The 19,878-nt window shown below is 73.3% G+C and carries 22 protein-coding genes; 14 read left to right on the top strand and 8 right to left on the bottom strand.

Annotated features, from left to right (window positions below):
* Positions 1-14 precede the first annotated feature (14 nt).
* The 4 genes from NBH00_RS24280 to NBH00_RS24265 all read left to right on the top strand — a co-directional run bounded on the left by NBH00_RS24280 (position 15) and on the right by NBH00_RS24265 (position 4,237).
* The gene (locus NBH00_RS24280) at positions 15-863 is read left to right on the top strand and encodes an inositol monophosphatase family protein (RefSeq protein WP_254571144.1); all 849 of its coding nucleotides are present in this window, start codon (positions 15-17) and stop codon (positions 861-863) included.
* Complete coding sequence (locus NBH00_RS24275) at positions 860-1,921, top strand: zinc-dependent metalloprotease (RefSeq protein ID WP_254571143.1); 1,062 nt, start codon at positions 860-862, stop codon at positions 1,919-1,921. The genes NBH00_RS24280 and NBH00_RS24275 overlap by 4 nt, the downstream gene beginning before the upstream one ends.
* Before the next feature lie 217 nt (positions 1,922-2,138).
* Positions 2,139-2,831 (top strand): hypothetical protein, encoded by a 693-nt coding sequence (locus tag NBH00_RS24270; protein WP_254571142.1) that lies wholly within the window; start codon positions 2,139-2,141, stop codon positions 2,829-2,831.
* A gap of 260 nt (positions 2,832-3,091) precedes the next feature.
* Positions 3,092-4,237, top strand: coding sequence for an Mrp/NBP35 family ATP-binding protein (locus NBH00_RS24265; RefSeq protein WP_254571141.1), 1,146 nt, complete (start codon positions 3,092-3,094; stop codon positions 4,235-4,237).
* 92 nt (positions 4,238-4,329) lie between these two features.
* On the opposite strand, the gene NBH00_RS24260 is transcribed toward NBH00_RS24265, so the two are convergent.
* Together NBH00_RS24260 and NBH00_RS24255 are read right to left on the bottom strand one after the other, a co-directional pair.
* Positions 4,330-4,851: a hypothetical protein gene (locus NBH00_RS24260; RefSeq protein ID WP_254571140.1), complete on the bottom strand. Its 522-nt coding sequence runs from the start codon at positions 4,849-4,851 to the stop codon at positions 4,330-4,332.
* 9 nt (positions 4,852-4,860) lie between these two features.
* Positions 4,861-5,127 carry a 4Fe-4S dicluster domain-containing protein gene (locus tag NBH00_RS24255; protein ID WP_254571139.1) on the bottom strand — a complete coding sequence of 89 codons (267 nt, stop codon included), beginning with the start codon at positions 5,125-5,127 and terminating at the stop codon, positions 4,861-4,863.
* A gap of 81 nt (positions 5,128-5,208) precedes the next feature.
* On the opposite strand from NBH00_RS24255, the gene NBH00_RS24250 reads away from it, so the two are divergent.
* The 4 genes from NBH00_RS24250 (at position 5,209) to NBH00_RS24235 (ending at position 8,620) form a co-directional block, all read left to right on the top strand.
* Positions 5,209-5,832 (top strand): sulfite oxidase-like oxidoreductase, encoded by a 624-nt coding sequence (locus tag NBH00_RS24250; protein ID WP_254571138.1) that lies wholly within the window; start codon positions 5,209-5,211, stop codon positions 5,830-5,832.
* Positions 5,829-6,539, top strand: a complete 711-nt coding sequence (locus NBH00_RS24245; RefSeq protein WP_254571137.1) for a flavodoxin family protein — start codon at positions 5,829-5,831, stop codon at positions 6,537-6,539. Before NBH00_RS24250 ends, NBH00_RS24245 begins: the two co-directional genes overlap by 4 nt.
* A 19-nt stretch (positions 6,540-6,558) precedes the next feature.
* Positions 6,559-7,446: an NAD(P)H-binding protein gene (locus tag NBH00_RS24240; RefSeq protein ID WP_254571136.1), complete on the top strand. Its 888-nt coding sequence runs from the start codon at positions 6,559-6,561 to the stop codon at positions 7,444-7,446.
* A gap of 76 nt (positions 7,447-7,522) precedes the next feature.
* Positions 7,523-8,620 carry a citrate synthase 2 gene (locus NBH00_RS24235; protein ID WP_254571135.1) on the top strand — a complete coding sequence of 366 codons (1,098 nt, stop codon included), beginning with the start codon at positions 7,523-7,525 and terminating at the stop codon, positions 8,618-8,620.
* Positions 8,621-8,632: 12 nt separating this feature from the next.
* Here NBH00_RS24235 and NBH00_RS24230 read toward each other — a convergent pair whose 3' ends face one another.
* Positions 8,633-9,064 (bottom strand): MarR family winged helix-turn-helix transcriptional regulator, encoded by a 432-nt coding sequence (locus NBH00_RS24230; protein ID WP_254571134.1) that lies wholly within the window; start codon positions 9,062-9,064, stop codon positions 8,633-8,635.
* A gap of 110 nt (positions 9,065-9,174) precedes the next feature.
* Here NBH00_RS24230 and NBH00_RS24225 point away from each other — a divergent pair, with 110 nt between their 5' ends.
* Entirely contained in the window at positions 9,175-9,555 is a 381-nt protein-coding gene (locus tag NBH00_RS24225) for a TraR/DksA family transcriptional regulator (protein ID WP_254571133.1), read from the top strand.
* A gap of 48 nt (positions 9,556-9,603) precedes the next feature.
* On the opposite strand, the gene NBH00_RS24220 is transcribed toward NBH00_RS24225, so the two are convergent.
* A complete protein-coding gene (locus NBH00_RS24220) occupies positions 9,604-10,185 on the bottom strand; it encodes a TetR/AcrR family transcriptional regulator (protein WP_254571132.1) in 582 nt (193 codons plus the stop codon).
* Complete coding sequence (locus NBH00_RS24215; RefSeq protein ID WP_367401274.1) at positions 10,182-10,970, bottom strand: MBL fold metallo-hydrolase; 789 nt, start codon at positions 10,968-10,970, stop codon at positions 10,182-10,184. The genes NBH00_RS24220 and NBH00_RS24215 overlap by 4 nt, the downstream gene beginning before the upstream one ends.
* Positions 10,971-11,087: 117 nt before the next feature.
* On the opposite strand from NBH00_RS24215, the gene NBH00_RS24210 reads away from it, so the two are divergent.
* The 4 genes from NBH00_RS24210 to NBH00_RS24195 all read left to right on the top strand — a co-directional run bounded on the left by NBH00_RS24210 (position 11,088) and on the right by NBH00_RS24195 (position 14,885).
* Positions 11,088-11,468, top strand: a complete 381-nt coding sequence (locus tag NBH00_RS24210; protein ID WP_254571131.1) for a hypothetical protein — start codon at positions 11,088-11,090, stop codon at positions 11,466-11,468.
* A complete protein-coding gene (locus tag NBH00_RS24205; protein ID WP_254571130.1) occupies positions 11,456-12,487 on the top strand; it encodes an ATP-binding cassette domain-containing protein in 1,032 nt (343 codons plus the stop codon). Before NBH00_RS24210 ends, NBH00_RS24205 begins: the two co-directional genes overlap by 13 nt.
* Positions 12,484-13,287: an ABC transporter permease gene (locus tag NBH00_RS24200; protein WP_254571129.1), complete on the top strand. Its 804-nt coding sequence runs from the start codon at positions 12,484-12,486 to the stop codon at positions 13,285-13,287. Before NBH00_RS24205 ends, NBH00_RS24200 begins: the two co-directional genes overlap by 4 nt.
* 107 nt (positions 13,288-13,394) lie before the next feature.
* On the top strand, positions 13,395-14,885 hold the full coding sequence (locus NBH00_RS24195; RefSeq protein ID WP_254571128.1) for a DHA2 family efflux MFS transporter permease subunit: 1,491 nt from the start codon (positions 13,395-13,397) through the stop codon (positions 14,883-14,885).
* 89 nt (positions 14,886-14,974) lie between these two features.
* Here the strand turns inward: NBH00_RS24195 and NBH00_RS24190 are convergent, their stop codons facing one another.
* Positions 14,975-15,703: an MOSC domain-containing protein gene (locus NBH00_RS24190; protein ID WP_254571127.1), complete on the bottom strand. Its 729-nt coding sequence runs from the start codon at positions 15,701-15,703 to the stop codon at positions 14,975-14,977.
* Positions 15,704-15,824: 121 nt separating this feature from the next.
* Between NBH00_RS24190 and NBH00_RS24185 the strand changes: the two genes are divergently transcribed.
* Entirely contained in the window at positions 15,825-16,694 is an 870-nt protein-coding gene (locus tag NBH00_RS24185) for an IS982 family transposase (RefSeq protein WP_254569017.1), read from the top strand.
* 21 nt (positions 16,695-16,715) lie between these two features.
* On the opposite strand, the gene NBH00_RS24180 is transcribed toward NBH00_RS24185, so the two are convergent.
* Both NBH00_RS24180 and NBH00_RS24175 read right to left on the bottom strand, forming a co-directional pair.
* Positions 16,716-18,314: a hypothetical protein gene (locus NBH00_RS24180; protein ID WP_254571126.1), complete on the bottom strand. Its 1,599-nt coding sequence runs from the start codon at positions 18,312-18,314 to the stop codon at positions 16,716-16,718.
* On the bottom strand, positions 18,311-19,828 hold the full coding sequence (locus tag NBH00_RS24175; RefSeq protein ID WP_254571125.1) for a flavin monoamine oxidase family protein: 1,518 nt from the start codon (positions 19,826-19,828) through the stop codon (positions 18,311-18,313). Before NBH00_RS24175 ends, NBH00_RS24180 begins: the two co-directional genes overlap by 4 nt.
* Positions 19,829-19,878 lie beyond the last annotated feature (50 nt).

Here is a 19,878-nt window from a genome sequence, read left to right as displayed (position 1 = left end):
CCTAGTATGTCGCCATGGCCGACCCCGCTGACGGACTCCCGTACGCCTGGCTCGACGCCGGCCGCCGGGCCGCGGCCGGGATCGCCGCGCTCCTCGACGGGGTGCCGTGCGGCGACGGGCGCGTCGCGGAGACCGGGAGCACGGGCGAGGGCGGCGACCGGACGCTCGTCATCGACGCCCAGGCCGAGCAGCTCGTGTTCGACGAGCTCGACCGCCTGCACGCCGAGGGCGCGCGGTTCACCGTCGTCTCCGAGGAGCGCGGCACCGTCGACTACGGCGATCCGGGCCTGCTCGTCCTCGTCGACCCGATCGACGGCTCGAACAACGCCAAGCGCGGCTTCCCCCACCACGCCGTCTCGATCGCGGTCGCCGACGGCGAGACGATGGCGGACGTCTGCTTCGGCTTCGTCCACGACTTCGGCTCGGGCGAGGAGTGGCGCGCCGAACGCGGGGGCGGCGCCTTCCTCGACGACGTCCCGCTCTCCCCGGCGCCCCCCGAGCGGTGGCGCCCGGACGGCAAGCTCGAGATGGTCGCGATCGAGAACTCCGACCCGCGCTGGCTCGCGGCCTCGTCGGACGCCCTCGTCGAGCACGTCTACCGCGTGCGCGCGCTCGGGTCGATCGCGCTCTCGATGTGCCAGGTCGCGACGACCCGCGTCGACGGGATGGCGACGCTCTGGCGCTCGCGCGCGGTCGACGCGGCCGCCGCGCAGCTCATCGTCCGGGAGTCCGGCGGGCTCGTCGCCTTCACCGGGTTCGAGGACCCGCTCGGCGCGCCGCTCGACCTCGCGCCGCACTCGCCGGTCGTCGCCGCCCGCTCCCCCGAGGCGCTCGCGCGCCTCGCGACCCTGCCGTCGGTATGAGCGGGTCCCGCATCGACTGGGGGCTCGCCGAGCGCGTCGCCGGGCTCACCGGCGGCGGCCTCGGGGAGACCCACGCGCTGCCGGTCGACCTGCGGGCGATCGCCGCCGACGCCGCCGAGCGGGTCGTCGCCTACACGGGCCTGCAGCCGCGGACGCCGCTCCCGGTCGCCGAGGCGGTCGGCCGCCCCGCCTGGCGCGCGGCGAACTACGCGGCGTTCGACGCGCTCCTCGCGCCGGTCCTGGCGAAGGCGGGCGCGGGGCTCGGGCCGCTGCAGGGCCCGGCGCTGCTCGGGGCGGGGGCGCTGCTCGGTGCCGAGGCCGGCGCGGTGACGGGCCTCCTCGGCCGCCGCGTCCTCGGGCAGGTCGACGTCCACCTCACCGAGCCCGACGCGCCGCTGCGGCTGCTGCTCGTCGTCCCGAACCTCCACGCGGCCGCGAAGACGCTCGACGTCGATCCGGCGCAGCTCGTCCGCTGGGTGACGATCCACGAGATGACCCACGCGGTCCAGTTCACGGGGGTGCCGTGGCTGCGGCCCCACCTCGGCGCCCTCGTCGACGAGCTCGTCGGCGGCCTCACGGGCGCGCCCGGGCCGGACGGCCGGCCCGTCGTGCCGCGGCTCGCGCTGCCCGACGTCCGCGCGGTCGCGGGCCAGGTGCGCTCCGGCTCGGTCCTCGCGCTCGTCGCGGGCCCCGAGCGCAAGGCACTGCTCGACCGCATCCAGGCGGTCATGTCGCTCATCGAGGGGCACGCCGAGCACGTCATGGACGCGGCCGGCGCCCCGGTCCTCCCGGACCTCGCCGACCTGCGCGCGGCGCTCGCCCGTCGCCGTGAGGCGGCGAGCGGCTTCAGCCCCTGGCGGCTCTTCGAGCGGCTGCTCGGCCTCGAGCTGAAGCTCCGCCAGTACGAGGACGGCAAGCGCTTCTGCGATGCCGTCGTCGCGCAGGCGGACGTCGCGACGCTGCACCGCGCGTGGGACGCCCCGGAGCTGCTGCCGAGCCTCGCCGAGCTGGTCGAGCCCGCACGGTGGCTCGGGCGCGTCGCACGAGCTCCCGCCTGAGCGGGCGTTTCCGCGTCCGTTTCGCGGACGAACGAGCGTTCGGCACGTCACAAGCGTACGAACGGAAGAGCCCCATTTCATCGGCACTTGTGACGATGGTGTGACCGGACCTGTAACAAACGCTCCGGACGGGTTTACAAACAGATGTTCGGTGGTATTCTCCGGACAACTTAGTTCTAATATCCTTAGAGAAGTCCGAAGGAGGAGCACACTCCACATGGCCGACCAGAGCGCCCCCACCCGCAACACCAGCCCCGCCGCCAACGCCACCGCCGCGACGAAGTCGAACACGACCGTCAAGCGCGCGACCGCCGCCACGAAGCGGTCCACGACCGCGAAGAAGGCTGCTGCGACCCGCAAGCAGAACGCGACCGCCACCAAGGCGAAGACGGCCGCCAAGAAGGTCGAGACCAAGGTCGAGACGCCCGCCGAGCGCGTCCAGGTCTACGCCGAGAAGGCCGTGCTCATCCCCGTCGGCGCCGCCCTCATCGCGCGTGACGCCATCGTCGACGTCGTCGACGACCTGGCGACGAAGTACGGCTCGGTCGATGCTGCGCAGAAGCAGTTCGAGTCGATCGTCAAGGAGCTCGAGGCCGACCTCAAGAAGGCCGAGAAGCGCGGCAGCAGCGCCCGCACGAAGGCCGAGCGCGAGCTGAAGAAGAACCGCACGAAGCTCGAGCGCCAGCTCCGCACCCGCCGCACGAAGGCCGAGCGCGAGCTGAAGAAGAACCGCACGAAGGCCGAGAAGGAGATCAAGGCGTTCCGCGCCGATCTCGACAAGCAGTTCTCGGGCCTGAAGAAGGACGTCGGGGCGCGCACCGACCTCTTCACCGCCACCGCGAGCGACCTCGCCGCGTCGGTCGAGAAGACGGGCTCGGAGCTCGTGGATCGGATCGCCTCCCTGGCGTAGCAGCACCGCAGCACCCGCCCGCCCCCGCCGCGAACACGCGCGGGGCGGGCGGCACCCACTTCCCCGCACCGGCCGAGAGGGTCCGGGCTCGCGGACAGGTCTGGCGACCTCATATCCCGTCGTCAGTCGTAGCACCCTCTCCTCCCTCGACAAAGGGCCCGCGCTTCGCGTGTGGGCCCTTTGTCTTTAAGGCGCGCGGCGCCGCCGGGCCGGTGCCCACCCGCACCGACCCGCGGCGCCGACCCTGCGACAATGGGGGCATGCCTTCGACTGACGACATCCGCGAAGCCCTGCGCGCGGTCATCGATCCCGAGCTGCGCCAGGACATCGTCGAGCTCGGCATGGTCCGCTCGATCGAGCAGCAGGCCGACGGCAGCGTCGACGTGATGGTCTCGCTGACCACCCCGGGCTGCCCGATCAAGAAGCAGTTCGAGGTCGACGTCGCCAACGTCCTCGGCGACCTCGGAATCACGACCTCGCGCGTCACCTTCGACGTCCTGAGCGACGCCGAGAAGGGCGCGCTGCAGCAGAAGCTCGGCCGCGGCTCGATGCCCAAGGGCGCGCTCGCGCAGGTGAAGAACGTCATCTGCATCGGCTCCGGCAAGGGCGGCGTCGGCAAGTCGACGCTCACCTCGAACCTCGCCGCGGCCCTCGCGGCCGACGGCAAGAGCGTCGGCATCCTCGACGCCGACGTCTGGGGCTACTCGATCCCGCGCATGTTCGGCCTCGGGTCCGACCGGCCGCCCGTCTCCCCCGACCGGAAGATCCAGCCGCTCGAGGCGCACGGCGTGAAGGTCATGTCGATCGGCTTCTTCGTCGCCGAGGACGCCGCCGTCGTCTGGCGCGGCCCGATGCTCCACAAGGCGCTGACGCAGTTCCTCGAGGACGTCGCCTGGGGCGCGCTCGACTACCTGCTCGTCGACCTGCCGCCGGGCACCGGCGACGTCTCGATGACGCTGAGCCAGCTCCTGCCGCAGGCGCAGTTCGTCATCGTCACGACGCCGCAGGACACCGCGCAGAAGGTCGCCCGCCGCAGCGCCGAGATGGCGAACAAGGTGAGCCTCGACATCGCCGGCGTCATCGAGAACATGTCCGGGTTCACGACGCCCTCGGGTGAGCGGTTCCCCATCTTCGGCGAGGGCGGCGGCAAGGCGCTGGCCGACGAGCTCGACGTCCCGTTGCTCGGCAAGATCCCGCTGACGATGCCGCTGCGCGCCCAGGCCGACGCCGGCACGCCGCTCGTCATCACCGACCCGGACGACCCGGCCGCGCAGAACATCCGCCAGGCCGCGCGCGGGATCATCGCGATGACCCCGGAGCCGCTGCCGGTCCTGAACGTCATCACGGCCGACATCCCGCTCCCCGAGGCGCCGGCGCCGACGGGGATGACGCTCCCCATGGCGTGACATCCTCGCCCGGGGGCTCGGATGTCATCGGAGGTACTCGCCCAAAGGCTGGTACCTCCGGCTCCGGGCCTCCGTGAGGCCGAGCCGCGGGCTCAGCCCTTCGGGCTGAAGCTCGCGCACGCCTTCGCGTTCGCGGTGATGTCCTTCGGGGGGTCGGGCAGCTTCACGGCGTTGAGCTTGCCCTGGAGCTGGGTCAGCGCCTTCGGGCCGTTCTTGTCGGCCGACGCCGCCGTCGTGCGGAGCGTCGAGATGAACGTGCGGAAGCCCGCCGACGTGCCCTTCTGGTAGTCGGAGAACTTCGCCGGGACCTTCGCCTGCTCGAGCTTCGTCAGCGCCGCCTCCGTCGAGTCGGCGAAGCGCGTGAGGGACTTCGTGATCGCGGCGTAACGGTCGGCGGCGGGGGCCTTCGAGTCGCGGCGCACGGCGGCCGTGTCCGTGGTCACCTGCTGGGCCGCGGCGGTCACCTTCCCGCAGAAGGTGTCGATCGCCGCGTAGTAGTCCTTCGAGGACCCGCCGCTGCTCCCGCCGCAGCCCGAGGCGGCGACGGTGAGCGCGAGGGTCAGGACCGCCGCCGACGACCGCACCCCGCCGCGCCGGACGGGGTGGGAGGTCATGCGCGGGACCTACTTGGAGCTGGCGAAGTAGTCCGCGTTGATCTGGACGAACTTGCCCCACTCGTCCGGGAGCTGATCCTCCGCGAAGCAGGCGTCGACCGGGCACGCCTCGACGCACGCATCGCAGTCGATGCACTCCTCGGGGTCGATGTAGAGCTGCTCGACCTTGTCGTAGTCGGGCTCATCGGGCGTGGGGTGGATGCAATCGACCGGGCACACCTCGACGCACGAGTTGTCCTTGGTGCCGACGCAGGGCTCCGCGATGACGTAGGCCATACAGGTATTCCTCTTACTCCGGGGGACTGAAGATGAACGGCCGCGGGTGCGACTCGGACGGCGTCATACTACGACAGCAGCATGGGTATCACCTCCAAGATCCTCGGCGAGCGTGGCAGACGGCAGGCGAAGGAGGCCGGGGTGGACGCCTCGAGGGTCCCGCCGGGGCAGTACCTGACGTCGAAATTCCCGGTCCTGACGTACGGCCGTGTGCCGAAGACCGACCTCTCCTCGTGGACGCTCGCGGTGGACGGGGAGGTCGAATCCCCGTTCGCGGTCACCTGGGACGAGCTCCTCGCGATGGAGCAGCGCACCCAGACGGTGGACATCCACTGCGTCACGCGCTGGTCCAAGCTCGACACGACGTGGACCGGGGTGCCGATCACGGCGTTCATGGAGCGGGCCGGGGTGCGGCCGTCCGCGACGCACGTCCTCGCCCACTCCGACGGCGGCTACACGACGAACATGCCGCTCGAGGTCCTGCTGGACGACGACGTGATGCTCGCCCACACGTACGAGGGTCAGCCGCTCGAGCCCGATCACGGCTACCCGCTGCGGCTGCTCGTCCCCAAGCGCTACTTCTGGAAGTCGGCGAAGTTCCTCCGCCGCCTGGAGATTCTCACCGCCGACCGGCAGGGCTTCTGGGAGCTCAACGGCTACCACAACGACGGCGACCCGTTCAAAGAGGAGCGTCACTGGTTTTGAGCGATCACGACTTCTCCGATCTGCGCGCGCTGTTCGTCAACTGCTCGCTGAAGGGCGCCTCGGAGCCCTCGAACACCCAGGCGCTGATGGACGTCGCCATCGGCGTCATGGAGAAGCAGGGCGTCGGGGTGGAGACGATCCGCGCCGTCGACGAGGACCTCGTGCCCGGTGTGTACCCGGACATGACCGAGCACGGCGCCGCCTCCGACGGGTGGCCGGCGATCTTCGAGCGGGTCCTCGCGGCGGACATCCTCGTCCTCGGCACGCCGATCTGGCTCGGCGAGAAGTCGAGCGTCTGCACCCGCGTCATCGAGCGCCTGTACGGCAACAGCGGGCAGCTCAACGACCGGGGCCAGTGGGTCTACTACGGCCGCGTCGGCGGCTGCATCGTCACCGGGAACGAGGACGGCGCGAAGCACTGCGCGATGAACGTCCTCTACTCGCTCCAGCACCTCGGCTACTGCATCCCGCCGCAGGCGGACAGCTGCTGGCTCGGCGAGGCGGGGCCCGGCCCGAGCTACGCGGACCCGGGCTCGGGCGGCCCGCAGAACGAGTTCACGCAGCGCAACACGGTCTTCGCGGCCTGGAACCTCATGCACCTCGCGGCCATGCTCAAGCGCAGCGGGGGCTTCCCGGCCCACGGCAACCAGCGGGAGCAGTGGGACGCCGGCTGCTCGTTCGACCACCCGAATCCGGAGTATCGCTGAGGGCCGCTAGGTTTCGGGTGTGCTCCTGCTCACCGGCGCCACCGGCCTCGTCGGCACGCCCCTCCTGCGGCGGCTCGTCGCGGCCCGTGTCCCCGTCCGCTGCCTCGTCCGGGACCCGAAGCGCCTCGGGCCCGAGCGCGTACGCGTCCAGATCGCGCTCGGCGACCTGACCGACCCGCCCTCGTTCCGCAACGCGCTGCGCGGGGTGAAGACGGTCGTCCACCTCGCGGGCGCGATCCGGGACCAGTCCGCCGGCTCGATCGAGGAGCTCAACGGCATCGCGACCTGGCGGATGGTCCAGGCGGCCGAGCGCGCCGGCGTCGAGCACTTCATCTTCCTCAGCGCGCTCGGGGCCGGGTCCCACAACCGCACCCGCTACCTCCGTGCGAAGGCGCTCGCCGAGCGGGCGGTCGTCGACTCGCGGCTGCGGCACACGATCGTTGCCCCGTCGCTCGTCTACGCCCCGGGGGACCGCTGGGCGACGCTCATGGGCCGTCTCGCCCTCGCGCCGGTCGTGCCGCTCCCCGGCTCCGGCTCGGCGCGCTCCCAGCCGATCTGGGCCGAGGACGTCGCCGACTGCCTCATGGCGATCGTCCAGGCGCCTGCCGCCGCGGCCGTCGCCGCCGCCCGCCACGAGCTCGCGGGCCCCGACACCCTGAGCGCGACCGAGGCCGCCCACACGATCCTGCGCGCCGCCGGCCGCGAGCGCCCGGTCCTCCCGGTGCCGACCTTCATCGCCTCGCGCGGCCTGCGGGTCGCCGAGGCGCTCGCGAAGTCGCGCACGCCCGTCACCTGGGACGAGGCGGAGCTGCTCCAGGTGCCGATGACGACCCGGCACGGGACCGCGGACGCCGAGGCGCTCGGCGTCGTCCCGCAGCGCATGGCCGCGGTGCTCGGCACGGTGTAGCCCACCGCCGCGGGGTGGCGGCGGGTGTTCACGATCTGCCGTCAGACAGGCTGTCGGGGAACGGTAGGCTCGGATCATGAGCACGATCGACACCAGCGACGTACAGAGCGGGCTTGAGGGCGTCGTCGCCTTCGCCACGACCATCGCCGAGCCCGACAAGGAGGGTGGGTCGCTCCGCTACCGCGGTGTCGACATCGAGGACCTCGTCGGCCACGTCGCGTTCGAGAAGGTCTGGGGCCTGCTCGTCGACGGCAGCTTCGACCCCGGCCTCGCGCCCGCGCAGCCGCACCCGCTGCTCGTCCGCTCCGGCGACCATCGCGTCGACGTGCAGGCGGCGCTCGCGATGCTCGCTCCCGAGTACGGCTACCAGCCCGTCATCGACATCTCCGACGAGCAGGCCCGCGACGACCTCGCGCGCGCGTCCGTCCAAGCGCTGAGCTTCGTCGCGCAGTCCGCCCGCGGCCTCGGCCGGCCGTGGGTCCCGCAGGACGAGATCGACAAGCAGGACACGATCGCGGGGCGCTTCCTCATGCGCTGGCGCGGCGAGGTCAACCCCGACCACGCGAAGGCCATCGACGCCTACTGGATCTCCGCGGCCGAGCACGGGATGAACGCCTCGACGTTCACCGCGCGCGTCGTGACCTCGACCGGCGCCGACTGCGCCGCCGCGCTCTCGTCCGCGGTCGGCGCGCTCAGCGGCCCGCTCCACGGCGGCGCCCCCTCGCGCGTGCTGAAGATGATCGAGGGCGTCGAGGCGATGGACGGCGACGCCGAGCGGTGGGTCAAGCAGGCCCTCGACAGCGGCGAGCGCCTCATGGGCTTCGGCCACCGCGTCTACCGCGCCGAGGACCCGCGCGCCCGCGTCCTGCGCCGCGTCGCGTCCGAGCTCGGCTCGCCGCGCTTCGAGGTCGCCGAGGCGCTCGAGAAGGCCGCCCTCGCCGAGCTCAAGGCCCGCAAGCCCGACCGTGTCCTCGCGACGAACGTCGAGTTCTGGTCGGCGGTCATCCTCGACCTCGCCGAGGTCCCGGCCGACCTCTTCACGCCGATGTTCACCTGCGCGCGCGTCGCCGGCTGGTCCGCCCACATCCTCGAGCAGAAGCGCGAGGCCCGGCTCATCCGCCCGACGGCGAAGTACGTCGGCGAGGGCCCGCGCGCGGTCGCGGACGTCGCCTGACCCGGGGGCGCGTCAGCCGAGCGCCTTGCGCAGCAGGTCGCGGAGCTGACGCTGCTCGGCCGTGCTGAGCCGCAGCAGCGGCTCGGGCGGCTCGCTCAGCTGGGCGACGAGCCGCGCGCGGACCGCCGCGCCCTCGTCGGTGACGAGGAGGTGCTTGATGCGCCGGTCGTGGGTCGCGGGCCGGCGGGTGACGAGGCCGCGGGCCTCCAGCCGGTCGACGATGCCCGTGACGTTCGAGTTGTCGCAGTGCATGAGGCCGGCGAGGTCGCTCATCGGGGTCGGGATCGCCGGCTCGAGGAGCTGCAGTGCCATGACCTGCGGGGGGGACAGGCGCTCCTCCGCGCAGGCGGCGAAGAACGGGCCGCGGTTCTCCCGGAGCAGCCGGCTCATGAGGAGCCAGGCCTCGGAGGCGGCGGACGTCGGCGGCGCGGCGGGAGTGCCCATGTCCTATCCAGGGTACTTCGCAGCAGCGACGTTTGACGACCTCAAGCAGATGGCCGGGCTCCGGGGCGCGGCGACGGGTGGGACCGCGGGGCGCCGGGTATCCCCGGAAGATGACGTCACGCACCGATGACCTGGACCTGACGGCGATCCGCCGTGTGCTGGAGGACCGGCGCGACGGGAGCCGCGAGCGCGTCTCCGGTCTCGCGCGCACCCCCGAGCGCGGCAGCGGGCTCGGCTTCGGCAAGCGCATCGGGGACGGCACGATCGAGGCGGTGAGCCGGCTCACGGACATCGGCGTCGGCAGCACGCTCGAGCGCGGGCTCGCGCGGACCGAGCGCGCGCTCACGAAGCTCGACGAGGGGACCTACGGCGTCTGCGACACCTGCGGGGCGGCGATCCCCGCGCCGCGGCTGCGCGCCATGCCCGACAGCGTGCACTGCCTCGCCTGCGCGGCCGCCGAGCGGACGCCGCGGCCCGCGCGGCGGCGCTGAGCGGCGGCGTGGGCCGCGGGCGGGGCGGCGGCCGGCCGGGCGGCTCGGCTAGGCCCCGGCCAGCCCCGCGAGCAGGCTGCGCTCGAGCTCGCGCACGTGGCCGCGCAGGGCGGCGGGCGAGGCGAGCACCGCCGGCGACTGCGTCCGCAGCTGGGCGAGCCCGAGGTAGTGGCTGTAGGCGATGATCGCCCGGTGGCCCGCGACGGTGCGCGTCGCGCCGAGCTGGGTGAAGATCCGCCGCAGCAGCGCGAGCCGGGCGGTCGCCGAGCGCTCCAGCGCCGCGGCCACGTCCGGGTCGTCCGCCGCCGCCATGAACTGGAGGATGACCGTCGGCTGCATCTCGAGCGCGGCGTAGAGGAGCAGGCGGTGCAGGCGCTCGGCGGGGTCGGCGATCGCCCCGAACCGCTCACCGAGCTCGGTGACCTGCCGCCGTTCCCAGCGGGCGAGGGCGGCCTGCAGCAGCGCGCGCCGGCCGGAGAACTGGTGGTAGGCGCCGCCCTTGCTCACGCCGAGCCGGCGGGCGACCGCCTGCACCGAGAGCGCGCGGACGCCGGTTTGCTCGAGCTCGTCGAGCGCGGCGGCCGCCCACGCGTCGGGCGTCGTCAGCGTCGGGCGGCCGGGCCGGGTCACACGTCGAGCTCCGTCGGCGTGCCGGCCGCGAGCCACCGCACGCGCGGCGCCAGCGGTGAGGCGGCCAGCACCTGCTCGGCCGGGCCGCGGCCCTGACGGAAGTGCTTCCACCCCTCGTAGTGGATCGGGATGATCGTGTGCGGGTCGACGAGCCCGCAGAGCTCGGCCGCCTCCTGCGCGTTCATCGTGTACCGCAGGGGTCCGGAGAGCCACGGGAACGTCACGCCGCCGAGGTGGACGACGGCCGTGCCGACGTTCAGCCGCTGCGCGACCTCGCGGACGCCGTCGTAGAGGACGGTGTCGCCGGAGATCCACAGCACGCCGTGCTGCTGCCCGTCCCACTTCAGCGCGAAGCCGACGACGTCGCCGACGATCGGCTTGCTGCCGGGCGGCCCGTGGCGGCACGGGGTGGCGGTGATCTCGATGCGCGGGCGGCCCTCGGCCTCGAGCGTCGTCGTCGCCCACGGCGCGAGGCCGACGGCGCCCCCGCCGAGCCGTCTCGCCCCCGGCTCGGTCGTGACGATCTGCCCCATCCGCGGCAGCAGCTCACGCCCGGTGGGGTCGAGGTTGTCGCCGTGATGGTCGTGGCTGATGAGGACCGCGTCGATCCGGCCGAGGTCGTCGAAGGCGACGGCCGGGCCCTGGAGCTTCTTCGACGCGGTGCCCCAGCCGAAGAAGTAGCGCTTGCCCGGCGGGTCGAAGGTCGGGTCGGTGAGCAGGCGCCACGGCCCGATCTCGATGAGGGCCGTGGGCCCGCCGATGTAGGTGATGCGCACGTCCGTCAAAGCCGATCAGCTCCCTCGTCGCCGTGGTTTCATGCCGATACGTATCATACGGCGCCGTGTGAAACAGGCGACGGATGTTCACGCGCCGTCCCGGGTGACCCGCTTGACTATGGGGCGATGAGCGACGTCTTCCCCCGCTGGCCCCCCGACTGGACCGACGACCACACGCTCGCGACCGACGAGTCGCTCGCGGTCTCCGAGGACATCGAGTTCTTCAGCGCCCTGCGCTCCGACGGCCAGGTCCTCTTCGCCGTCGCGTGGCCCGGCGGCCGCCGCTACATGCTCGTCGATCCCGAGGGCGAGACGCCGCCATGCGCCCTGCGCGTCGGCGAGAGGTCCGAGGACGCCGACGTCGGCCGCGGTGTCGAGGGCGTGTGGTCGGGCGCTCTCGCGCTGGCGCGTCAGATCCTCGACGGCGAGGTCGACCCGCTGCGGCCGGGTCTGACGCCGCTCCCCGCCGAGGACGAGCCGAAGCGCCGCCGCCGGTGGCGCTCGTGACCGGCGCTCCCGACGTCGCCATCCGCGCGCGCGGGCTCGTCAAGCGCTTCGGGGACATGACGGCGGTGGCCGGGATCGACCTCGAGGTCGCGCGCGGCAGCGTCACCGCCGTCCTCGGCCCGAACGGCGCCGGCAAGACGACGATGGTCCGGATGCTCACGACACTGAGCGACCCCGACGAGGGGACGGTGTCCGTCGTCGGCTTCGACGTCGCGACCGACGCGAACGAGGTCCGGCGCCGCATCGGGTACGCCGCCCAGGACGCGACGGTCGACGAGCTGCTCACCGGCCGCGAGAACCTCGTCATGCTCGGCGAGCTGCACCACCTCGGCCGGCGCCGCGCGAAGGAGCGGGCGACGGTCCTGCTCGAGCAGTTCTCGCTCACCGAGGCGGGCGACCGCGTCGCCGGCAAGTACTCGGGTGGGATGCGGCGACGGCTCGACCTCGCGGCGACGCTCGTGGCCACGCCCGAGGTCCTCTTCCTCGACGAGCCGACGACGGGCCTGGACCCGCGGGCGCGCAACGAGCTGTGGGAGGTGCTCGACACCCTCGTGGCGAGCGGCGCGACGATCCTCCTGACGACGCAGTACCTCGAGGAGGCCGAGCGGCTCGCCGACGACATCCTCGTCGTCGACCACGGCCGCGTCATCGCCCAGGGGAGCGCGCGCGAGCTGAAGCGGCGCATCGGCGGCGAGCAGATCCGGGTCATCGTGCGCGACCGCGCGCGCCTCGACGAGGCGGTCCGCCTCGTGTCGGCGGCGGCCGGCGCCGAGGCGCTCGTCGACCCCGACGGCGACGCGATCGTCGTCGCGACCGACGGCGGGGCCGCGGCGATGGCGGCGGTCGGCGGGGCGCTCGCGGACGCGGGCGTCGAGGTCGACGAGCTCGCGCTGCGGCCGCCGACGCTCGACGAGGTCTTCCTCGAGCTCACCGGGCACAGCGCCGCCGACGCGGCCGCGCGCGCCGACGCGGGGCCGGGCCGCGGCCCCGGCCGTGGCCCCGGGGAGGCGGCGGCATGAGCCCGCGCCGGTACGTCGGCGACGCCTGGGTCATCGCCCGGCGCAGCCTCAAGCACATCCGCCGCCAGCCGGAGATGCTCACCGACGCGACGATCCAGCCGATCATGTTCGTGCTGCTCTTCGCCTACGTCTTCGGCGGCGCGATCTCGGTCCCCGGGGGCGGCAGCTACCGCGAGTTCCTGCTCGGCGGGATCTTCGCCCAGACGATCGTCTTCGGCTGCTTCGGGATCGCCGTCGGCCTCACGGCCGACCGCTCGACCGGCGCGATCGACCGCTTCCGCACCCTGCCGATCAGCCGCAGCGCGGTCCTCGGCGGGCGCGCGATCGCGGCCGTCCTCATCGGCTTCGTCCCGGTCGCGCTCATGTCGATCACCGGCCTCGTCGTCGGCTGGCGCATCCACAGCGGGGTGCTCGACGCGCTCGGCGGCTACGCGCTGATGCTCGGCTTCCAGTTCGCGATGATCTGGGTCGGCATCCTCATGGGCTGCCTGCTCGACTCGCCGCAGGCCGTGCAGGGCGTCGCCTTCACCGGCCTCTTCCCGGTGACCTTCCTCGCGTCGACCTTCGTCCCGGTGAACACGCTCCCCGGCGTCCTGCGGACGTTCGCGGAGTGGAACCCCGTCACGTCGCTCTCGGGCGCCCTCCGCCACCAGTTCGGCAACCCGGACGTCGTCGCGGGCTCGAGCGACGCGTGGTCGCTCCAGCACCCGGCGGTCTACACGCTGCTCTGGGCGGTCGCGATCGTCGCGATCACCGCGCCGCTGGCCGTGCGGGCGTTCGGTCGCGTCGCCGGCGACTGAGCGGACTCGAACCGCCCGCCGATGAGTTCCGGCGTCTCGGGGCGTCTGCGGATCATGCGTGCCGTTCACCGGGGGTCCCGCGGGGCTGGTGCTACAACGTGCGGCAGATGACCGACGCCGCCACCGCCGCCATGCCCGCCCCACACGACCCCGCGACGGGCGACCGGTCCCGCTGGATCGCCCTGTACGTCCTGTGCACGGGCGTCCTCATGATCGTCCTCGACTCGACGATCGTGAACGTCGCGCTGCCGTCGATCCAGGACGACCTCGGCTTCTCCCAGTCCGGCCTCGCCTGGGTCGTCAACGCGTACCTCATCGCGTTCGGCGGGCTGCTGCTCCTCGCCGGGCGCCTCGGGGACCTGCTCGGGCGCCGTCGCGTCTTCCTCGCCGGCCTGGCGATCTTCACGCTCGCGTCGCTGGCCTGCGCGCTCTCGCCGGCGCAGGGCGTCCTCGTCGGCGCCCGCTTCATCCAGGGGATCGGCGGCGCGCTGACCTCCTCGGTCGTCCTCGGGATGATCGTCACGATGTTCCCCGACCCGCGCGAGCAGGCGAAGGCGATCGGCGTCTTCGGCTTCGTCGCGGCGGGTGGCGGCGCGCTCGGCCTCATCGTCGGCGGCGTGCTAACCGACGCGATCAGCTGGCACTGGATCTTCCTCGTGAACCTCCCGATCGGCGCGGCGACGGGGTACCTCGCGCGGCGCCTCGTCCACGAGGACGCGGGCCTGGGGCTCGCCGAGGGCGCCGACGTCCCCGGCACGGTGCTCATCGTCAGCGGTCTGATGCTCTTCGTCTTCACGATCCTCCAGGTCGAGCAGCAGGGCTGGGGCTCGGCGCGGACGCTCGGCTCGCTCGCGGTCGCGTTCGCCCTCCTCGGTGGCTTCGTCGCGCGTCAGTCCCACGCGACCAACCCGCTCATGCCGCTGCGTCTCTTCCGCTCGCGCAACGTCAGCGGGGCGAACCTCGTGATGATCTTCACCGTCGCGGGGCTCTTCACGCAGTTCTTCCTCGGGGCGCTCTACATGCAGCGTGTCCTGGACTACAACCCGCTGCAGGTCGGCCTCGCGTTCTTCCCGTCGACCGCGGTCGTCGCCTTCCTCTCGCTGCGGACCTCCGAGCGGCTCGTCATGCGCTTCGGGGCGCGCGGGGTCCTCATCCCGACGCTCGTCTGCCTCGTCGGAGGGCTGCTGCTCTTCGCCCGCACGCCGGCCGACGGCTCGTTCGTCGTCGACATCCTCCCCGCCACGATGCTCACCGGCATCGGTGCCGGGCTCGCGTTCCCGCCGCTCATGACGCTCGCGATGTCCGGGGCGACGCCGAGCGACTCGGGCCTCGCCTCCGGCCTCATCAACACGACCGTGCAGGTCGGGGGCGCCGTCGGCCTCGCGCTGCTCGCGACGCTCGCCGCGGAGCGGACGAGCCGGCTGAAGGACGACGGCGTCGTCGAGAAGCTCGCGCTGAACTCCGGCTACCACCTCGGCTACGTCGTGGGCGCGGGCCTCGTCGGCGTCGCGCTCCTCGTCGCGATCTTCGTGCTGCAGGCGGCGCCGGCCTACGGGCACGCGCCGGCGGGCGCGGAGGCCGAGGCGGCCGGGGCCTGACGGCGGGGCGGAGGCGAGCGACGCCACCGCCCCACCTCCGTCGATGCCCCGGGCACCCGCGGCGCACGCCCGTCGGTGCCGGTGCCGCGTCAGGTAAAGACGATGGGATCGCCGCGGCGGATGCGCGCGCCCGCGGCCGGTCCGACGTAGCGGGCGTTGATCCCGAAGAGACCGCCGTGCTCGCGGGTGAGGTGGCGCAGGATGCGCGGGTCCTTCATGCCGGTGTCGGGGTCGCGGGTCGGGATGACGCAGCGCACGCACGGGTGCAGGAGGACGAACTCGGCCTCTCCGATGCTCACGTGCGCACCCTCCCACGCCTCCTCGGCGAAGGCGGGTGCGTCGAGGTCCGCGTGCACGTTCGTGCGCATCCGGCGCAGGTCGAGCCCGCCGGAGCCGAGCTCGGCGGCGAGCGCCTCGAAGGTCGCCCGGGTCGTGATGAGGACCGAGCGCTCGAGGTCCTGCTGGCCGGCGAGGTCCCGGCGGAGGACGACGTCGCGACCGAGGTCCGCGGCGAAGGCGGCCGGCAGGTGTGCATCCTCCCAGCCGTAGGTGCGGCCGTCCGGCGCGGTCACCGCGGGCAGCGGCGGCGCGTCCGGCGCAGGGTCGGCCCCCGCGTAGCTCGCGCGCCACGCGAGTAGCCTCGGCACCTGGCGGACGGTCAGGCGCCGCGGCGCGTCCTTGAAGGTGTCGAAGAGCGCGTGCGTGCGGTCCCCCGCGATGCCGCGCCCGTCGACCTGGGCGGTGTCGACCGGCTCGCCGGCGAGCGACTTCACCGGCCAGCGGTGCAGCTCGGTGACGGTCCCGGTGGCGAGCGGCATGCGCGACAGGCTAGATGGTTCGTTCCACGGCGGGGGCGGAGGAGTCGGGTAGGCAGGTGACATAAGCAGGCAGGTCGAAGTCGGCGGTGCTATCTCGCCAACGCCGACCCTGGGGGCCTCGATGGACGCCGACCTCGACCTGCTGCTGATCGCTGTTTACTGCACCTGCGACGATCTCCTGCCTGCGAAGGGCAAGAACGCCAAACGGATCTTGACCGACGCGGAGGTCGTCACGTTGAGCGTGGCTCAGCAGGTACTGCGGATCAGCTCTGACGAGCAGTTCTGGGCGATGGCACCGCATCGCTTGGGGCACCTGTTCCCGCGACTGCCCAAGCGCCCGGGTTTCGTCAAACGCCGCCAGCGCCTGTCGGACAAAATCGAAGCGCTGATCCTCGAGTTCGCCCGCCACACCAACGGCTTTGACGACGACCTGCTCGTGGTCGACAGCACACCGGTCGAATGCGGTCGCTCGGTCGAAACGACGCGCCGCAGCGCCCTGGGCAACGCCGCGGAGTACGGCTACTGCGCCAGCCATTCCCGCTTCTTCTGGGGCTTCCGCCTGCACGGCCTGTTCGCGACCGACGGCACTCCACGCGCCCTTGCCCTGACCTCCCCGAAAACGGGCGAACGAGACGTCGCGCTGGACATGCTCGCCCGCTGCCACCGCAACGGCCCGGTCACCGTCATCGGCGACAAGGGCTACTCCGGCCGCGACTTCCACGCCCAAGCCTCCGCGCTCGGCGCCACGATCGTCCGCCCCCGACGCAAGGACGAGGCCGGCAAAGAGCCGCACCTGGCCCCGATCCGGCAATGCGTGGAATCGATCTTCTGGACATGCAAAGACATGCTCAACCTCGAGGACCACCGCGCCCGCGAGCTCCACACGCTCCGCACCCGCCTGGCCGCCAAGTTCCTCGCTCTCACCGCCGCGATCGCTCTCAACGAACGCCTCGGCCGCCCACCACGCAACCTCACTGCCTACTACGCCTGACCGATCCGTGGAACGAACCATCTAGGGGGCGGGCCGGGTGCGGCAGCCGGCGCGCCGCGGGTCGGGCGGGAACGGGAGGTCCGCGACGAGCGCCGTCTCGACGTAGTCGCCCTCGTGGACGTCGCCGGAGCCGGGCGCGAGGCGGGCGCCGGTCGCGCGCAGGGCGGCGCGCGGCGCGTCGGCGGTCACCCAGGGCGCGAGCGCGAGGAACTCCGGGTGGTCGCCCGCCTCGTCCTGCAGGTCGGGCCGGTCCTCGCCCGCCGTCCACGTCCCGTTGCCGACGTAGTGGCATCCGCGGCCCCGGAGCCCGCGCTGGGTGATCGCGCTCTGCCCGTCGAAGGCGAGGTCGGCCAGGTTGCCGACGAGCATCGGCGTGACGTCGTAGGCGAAGCGGACGGACGGGTCGGTGACGGCGCGCGCGGTCGAGGTCATCCACGAGAGCGGCTGCCACTGCTCCACGCCGTCCCCGTCGGCGCCGGTCCAGCGGCCGGGGTTCGCCTCGTCCTGGAGGACGACGTTGGCGCCGAGGTGGTCGAGGCAGCGCATGTACGTCCTCGATACATCGGCGCACGGATCCGCGCCCGGCGCGACCGTCCCGTAGACGAAGGCCGGCAGGCTCGTCGCGAAGCCGAGCCGGGCCCGGGTGTGCGGGATGCGGAAGGGCCGCAGGTTCGCGACGGCGGCGGGGCCGGTCGCGGGCCCGGGGGTCAGCCCGAGGGCCTGCTCGATCGGGGTCAGCGGCACCTTCTCGTTGGCGGCGACGACGTTGCGGAGCATGGGCGGGCCGCCCGTGCGCACGTCCCGCGGGCCCCACACGAAGACCTTGTTGTGCACCGCCCGCGAGGTCGCGACGTAGACCTCCTGCGGCCGCGGGAGGTCCGGGTCGGCGAGCGCGTCGATGTCGCCCGGCGCCGAGGAGGCGGCGAAGTCCGGCTGGTCGGCCGAGCCCGCGAGGTAGACGCGGTAGCGCCGCGCGAGGTCGGAGAACGTCTGCATCCATCCGCGGGCGAACGTGTCGGTCGCGGCGACGAACGTGTCGCTCAGCCCGGGGACGCCGCCGAAGCGCAGCGCGTAGAACGCCTGCTGGCGGACGTAGCCGGCGCCGACGAGCGCGAGCGCCGCGAGCGTCGCGCAGGGGAAGCCCTGCCCCTCGCAGCCCGGGTGGCCGAGGGGGTTCGCGAGCAGGGCCCGCGCCGCCGCGCCGCGGGAGCCGGTGCCGATCGTCATGAGCCCGATGTCTTCGTCGAAGACGACGACGTTCGGCCGGGTGCGGCTCAGGTGGGGGACGACGAAGGCGCGCAGATCGCACTCGGTCTTCCGGCGGAAAGCGGCGTAGGTCTGTACGTTCGCGGGGTCCTGCTCGAGCTGCATCGCGAAGACCCGGGGGCCGTGGCCGCTGCCCCGGCGGGCGGGCGCGAGGATCGGCGCCACGGTGCGCGGCGGGCGGACGGCGGCGCACGCGGCAGGGGTGGGTGGCGGCGGGCCCGTGCCGGCCATCCCGGTCGCGGCGGCCGCCGTCGCCGCGCCGGGGGCGCCGAGCGCGACGGCGGCGAGCACGGCCGCACGCGTGATCACGCCCGCGCGGCGCGGCGCCGCCGCGTGCCGGGCGTCCGTCCTCATGCCCCGCCGAGCAGCTCGGCCCCGACCCGCTCACCCGAGCGGACGGCGCCGTCCATGTAGCCGTTCCAGTAGCCGGAGGTCTCGGTGCCGGCCCAGTGGATGCGGCCGGCCGGACGGCGCAGCTCACGGCCGTAGCTCGTCAGGACGCCGGGCGGCATGAAGCCGACGTAGCACCCGCGGGTGTACGGCTCGGCCGCCCAGCTCATCTCGAGGTATCGCGTCGGGCTGCGTGCCCGTTCGCCGAAGTAGGTGGCGAACGAGTTCAGCACGCCCGCCCGCCGCTCGGCGACGGTCTTCTGGCCCCAGACCCGGCCGAGCTCGCCCTCGATGAAGCCGATGAGGATCCCGGGCGAGCCGTCGGGCGGGGAGTTGTCGAAGGTGAGGTGGACCGGGTCCACGTCGCCGTTCGCGTAGCCGGCGAGTCCGTCCCCCCGCCAGAACGGCTCGTCGTACACCGCCTGCACCTTGATGACCGTGCCCATCGGGACGCGCTGGGTCAGCTGGTCGCGCTGCGCGGTCAGGGCGGGGAGGTAGTCGATCCGTCCCGCCAGCGTCGGCGGGAGCGTCACGACGGCGTGCCTGCCCCGGTAGGAGGCGCGGTCGGTCGTGACGGTGACGTGGCCGCCCGCCTGCGCGATCCGGCGGACCGGGGCGCCGAGGACGACGCGCCGGCCGAGCTGCGCCGCGGCGAGCAGCGAGATGCGCTGCGAGCCGCCGACGAAGCGGGACTCCTGCGCGCCACCCGCCGTGTTGATGAGGCGGTCGAACGTCCCGACGTGCTGCTCGTCGCCGGCGGCGGCCATGTAGAAGAGCGCGAAGAGGAGGGAGACGTCACGCGGCTCGGCGGCGAAGACCGAGGAGAAGCCGAGCTCGACGAGGAAGCGGCCGCCCTTCGTCAGCGCGTTGGCCTGCAGCCACGTCTCGAACGTCTGCGAGTCCCACTCGAGCGCCTGCTTCGCCGTCCACGGCGCGTCGACCGGCACGGTGGCGGCCATCGCGTCGAGCTTCTGGATCGCGGTGGCGGCGTCGAGGATGCCGTCGGGGATCGGCGGGATCGGGCCGAGCGGACCGCTGAGGTCGAACGTCTGGTGACTCCCCCGGTAGACGAGGACCGCCTTGCCCTCCTGGTAGGTCTTGAACGTTTCGACGCTGAGCTCCTTCGCGAGGGCGAGCAGGCGGTCCTGCGTCGGGCCGACCCACTGGCCGCCGACCTCCACCACCTTGCCCCCGCCGAGGTCGGCGTTGAGCGTGCGCCCGCCGACGCGGTCACGCGCCTCGAGCACGATGACCGAGCGGCCGGCCGCGACGAGCCGGCGCGCGGCGGTGAGCCCCGCGAGGCCGGCGCCCACGACGATGACGTCGGCGGTGCGCCGGGGCCGGGCCTTCCTGGCGGTGGCGGTGGCGGTCGTGGTCGCGGCGTCCGCGCCCGTGGGCAGGACCGCGGCCGCGGCGCCGGCGGCGGCGCCCCCGACGAGGGTCCGCCGGGTGATCCCGCCGCTGGGTGCGTCGTCCATCGGGCGATCCTCGCCGCCCGGGCCGTCCGCGCGCAACCGGAGGTCCGTCC

Origin of the sequence: Paraconexibacter antarcticus (genome assembly GCF_024220175.1) — a bacterium.
GTDB classification, from domain to species: Bacteria; Actinomycetota; Thermoleophilia; order Solirubrobacterales; family Solirubrobacteraceae; genus Paraconexibacter; species Paraconexibacter antarcticus.
This window is presented reverse-complemented; position numbering and strand designations above follow the sequence as displayed.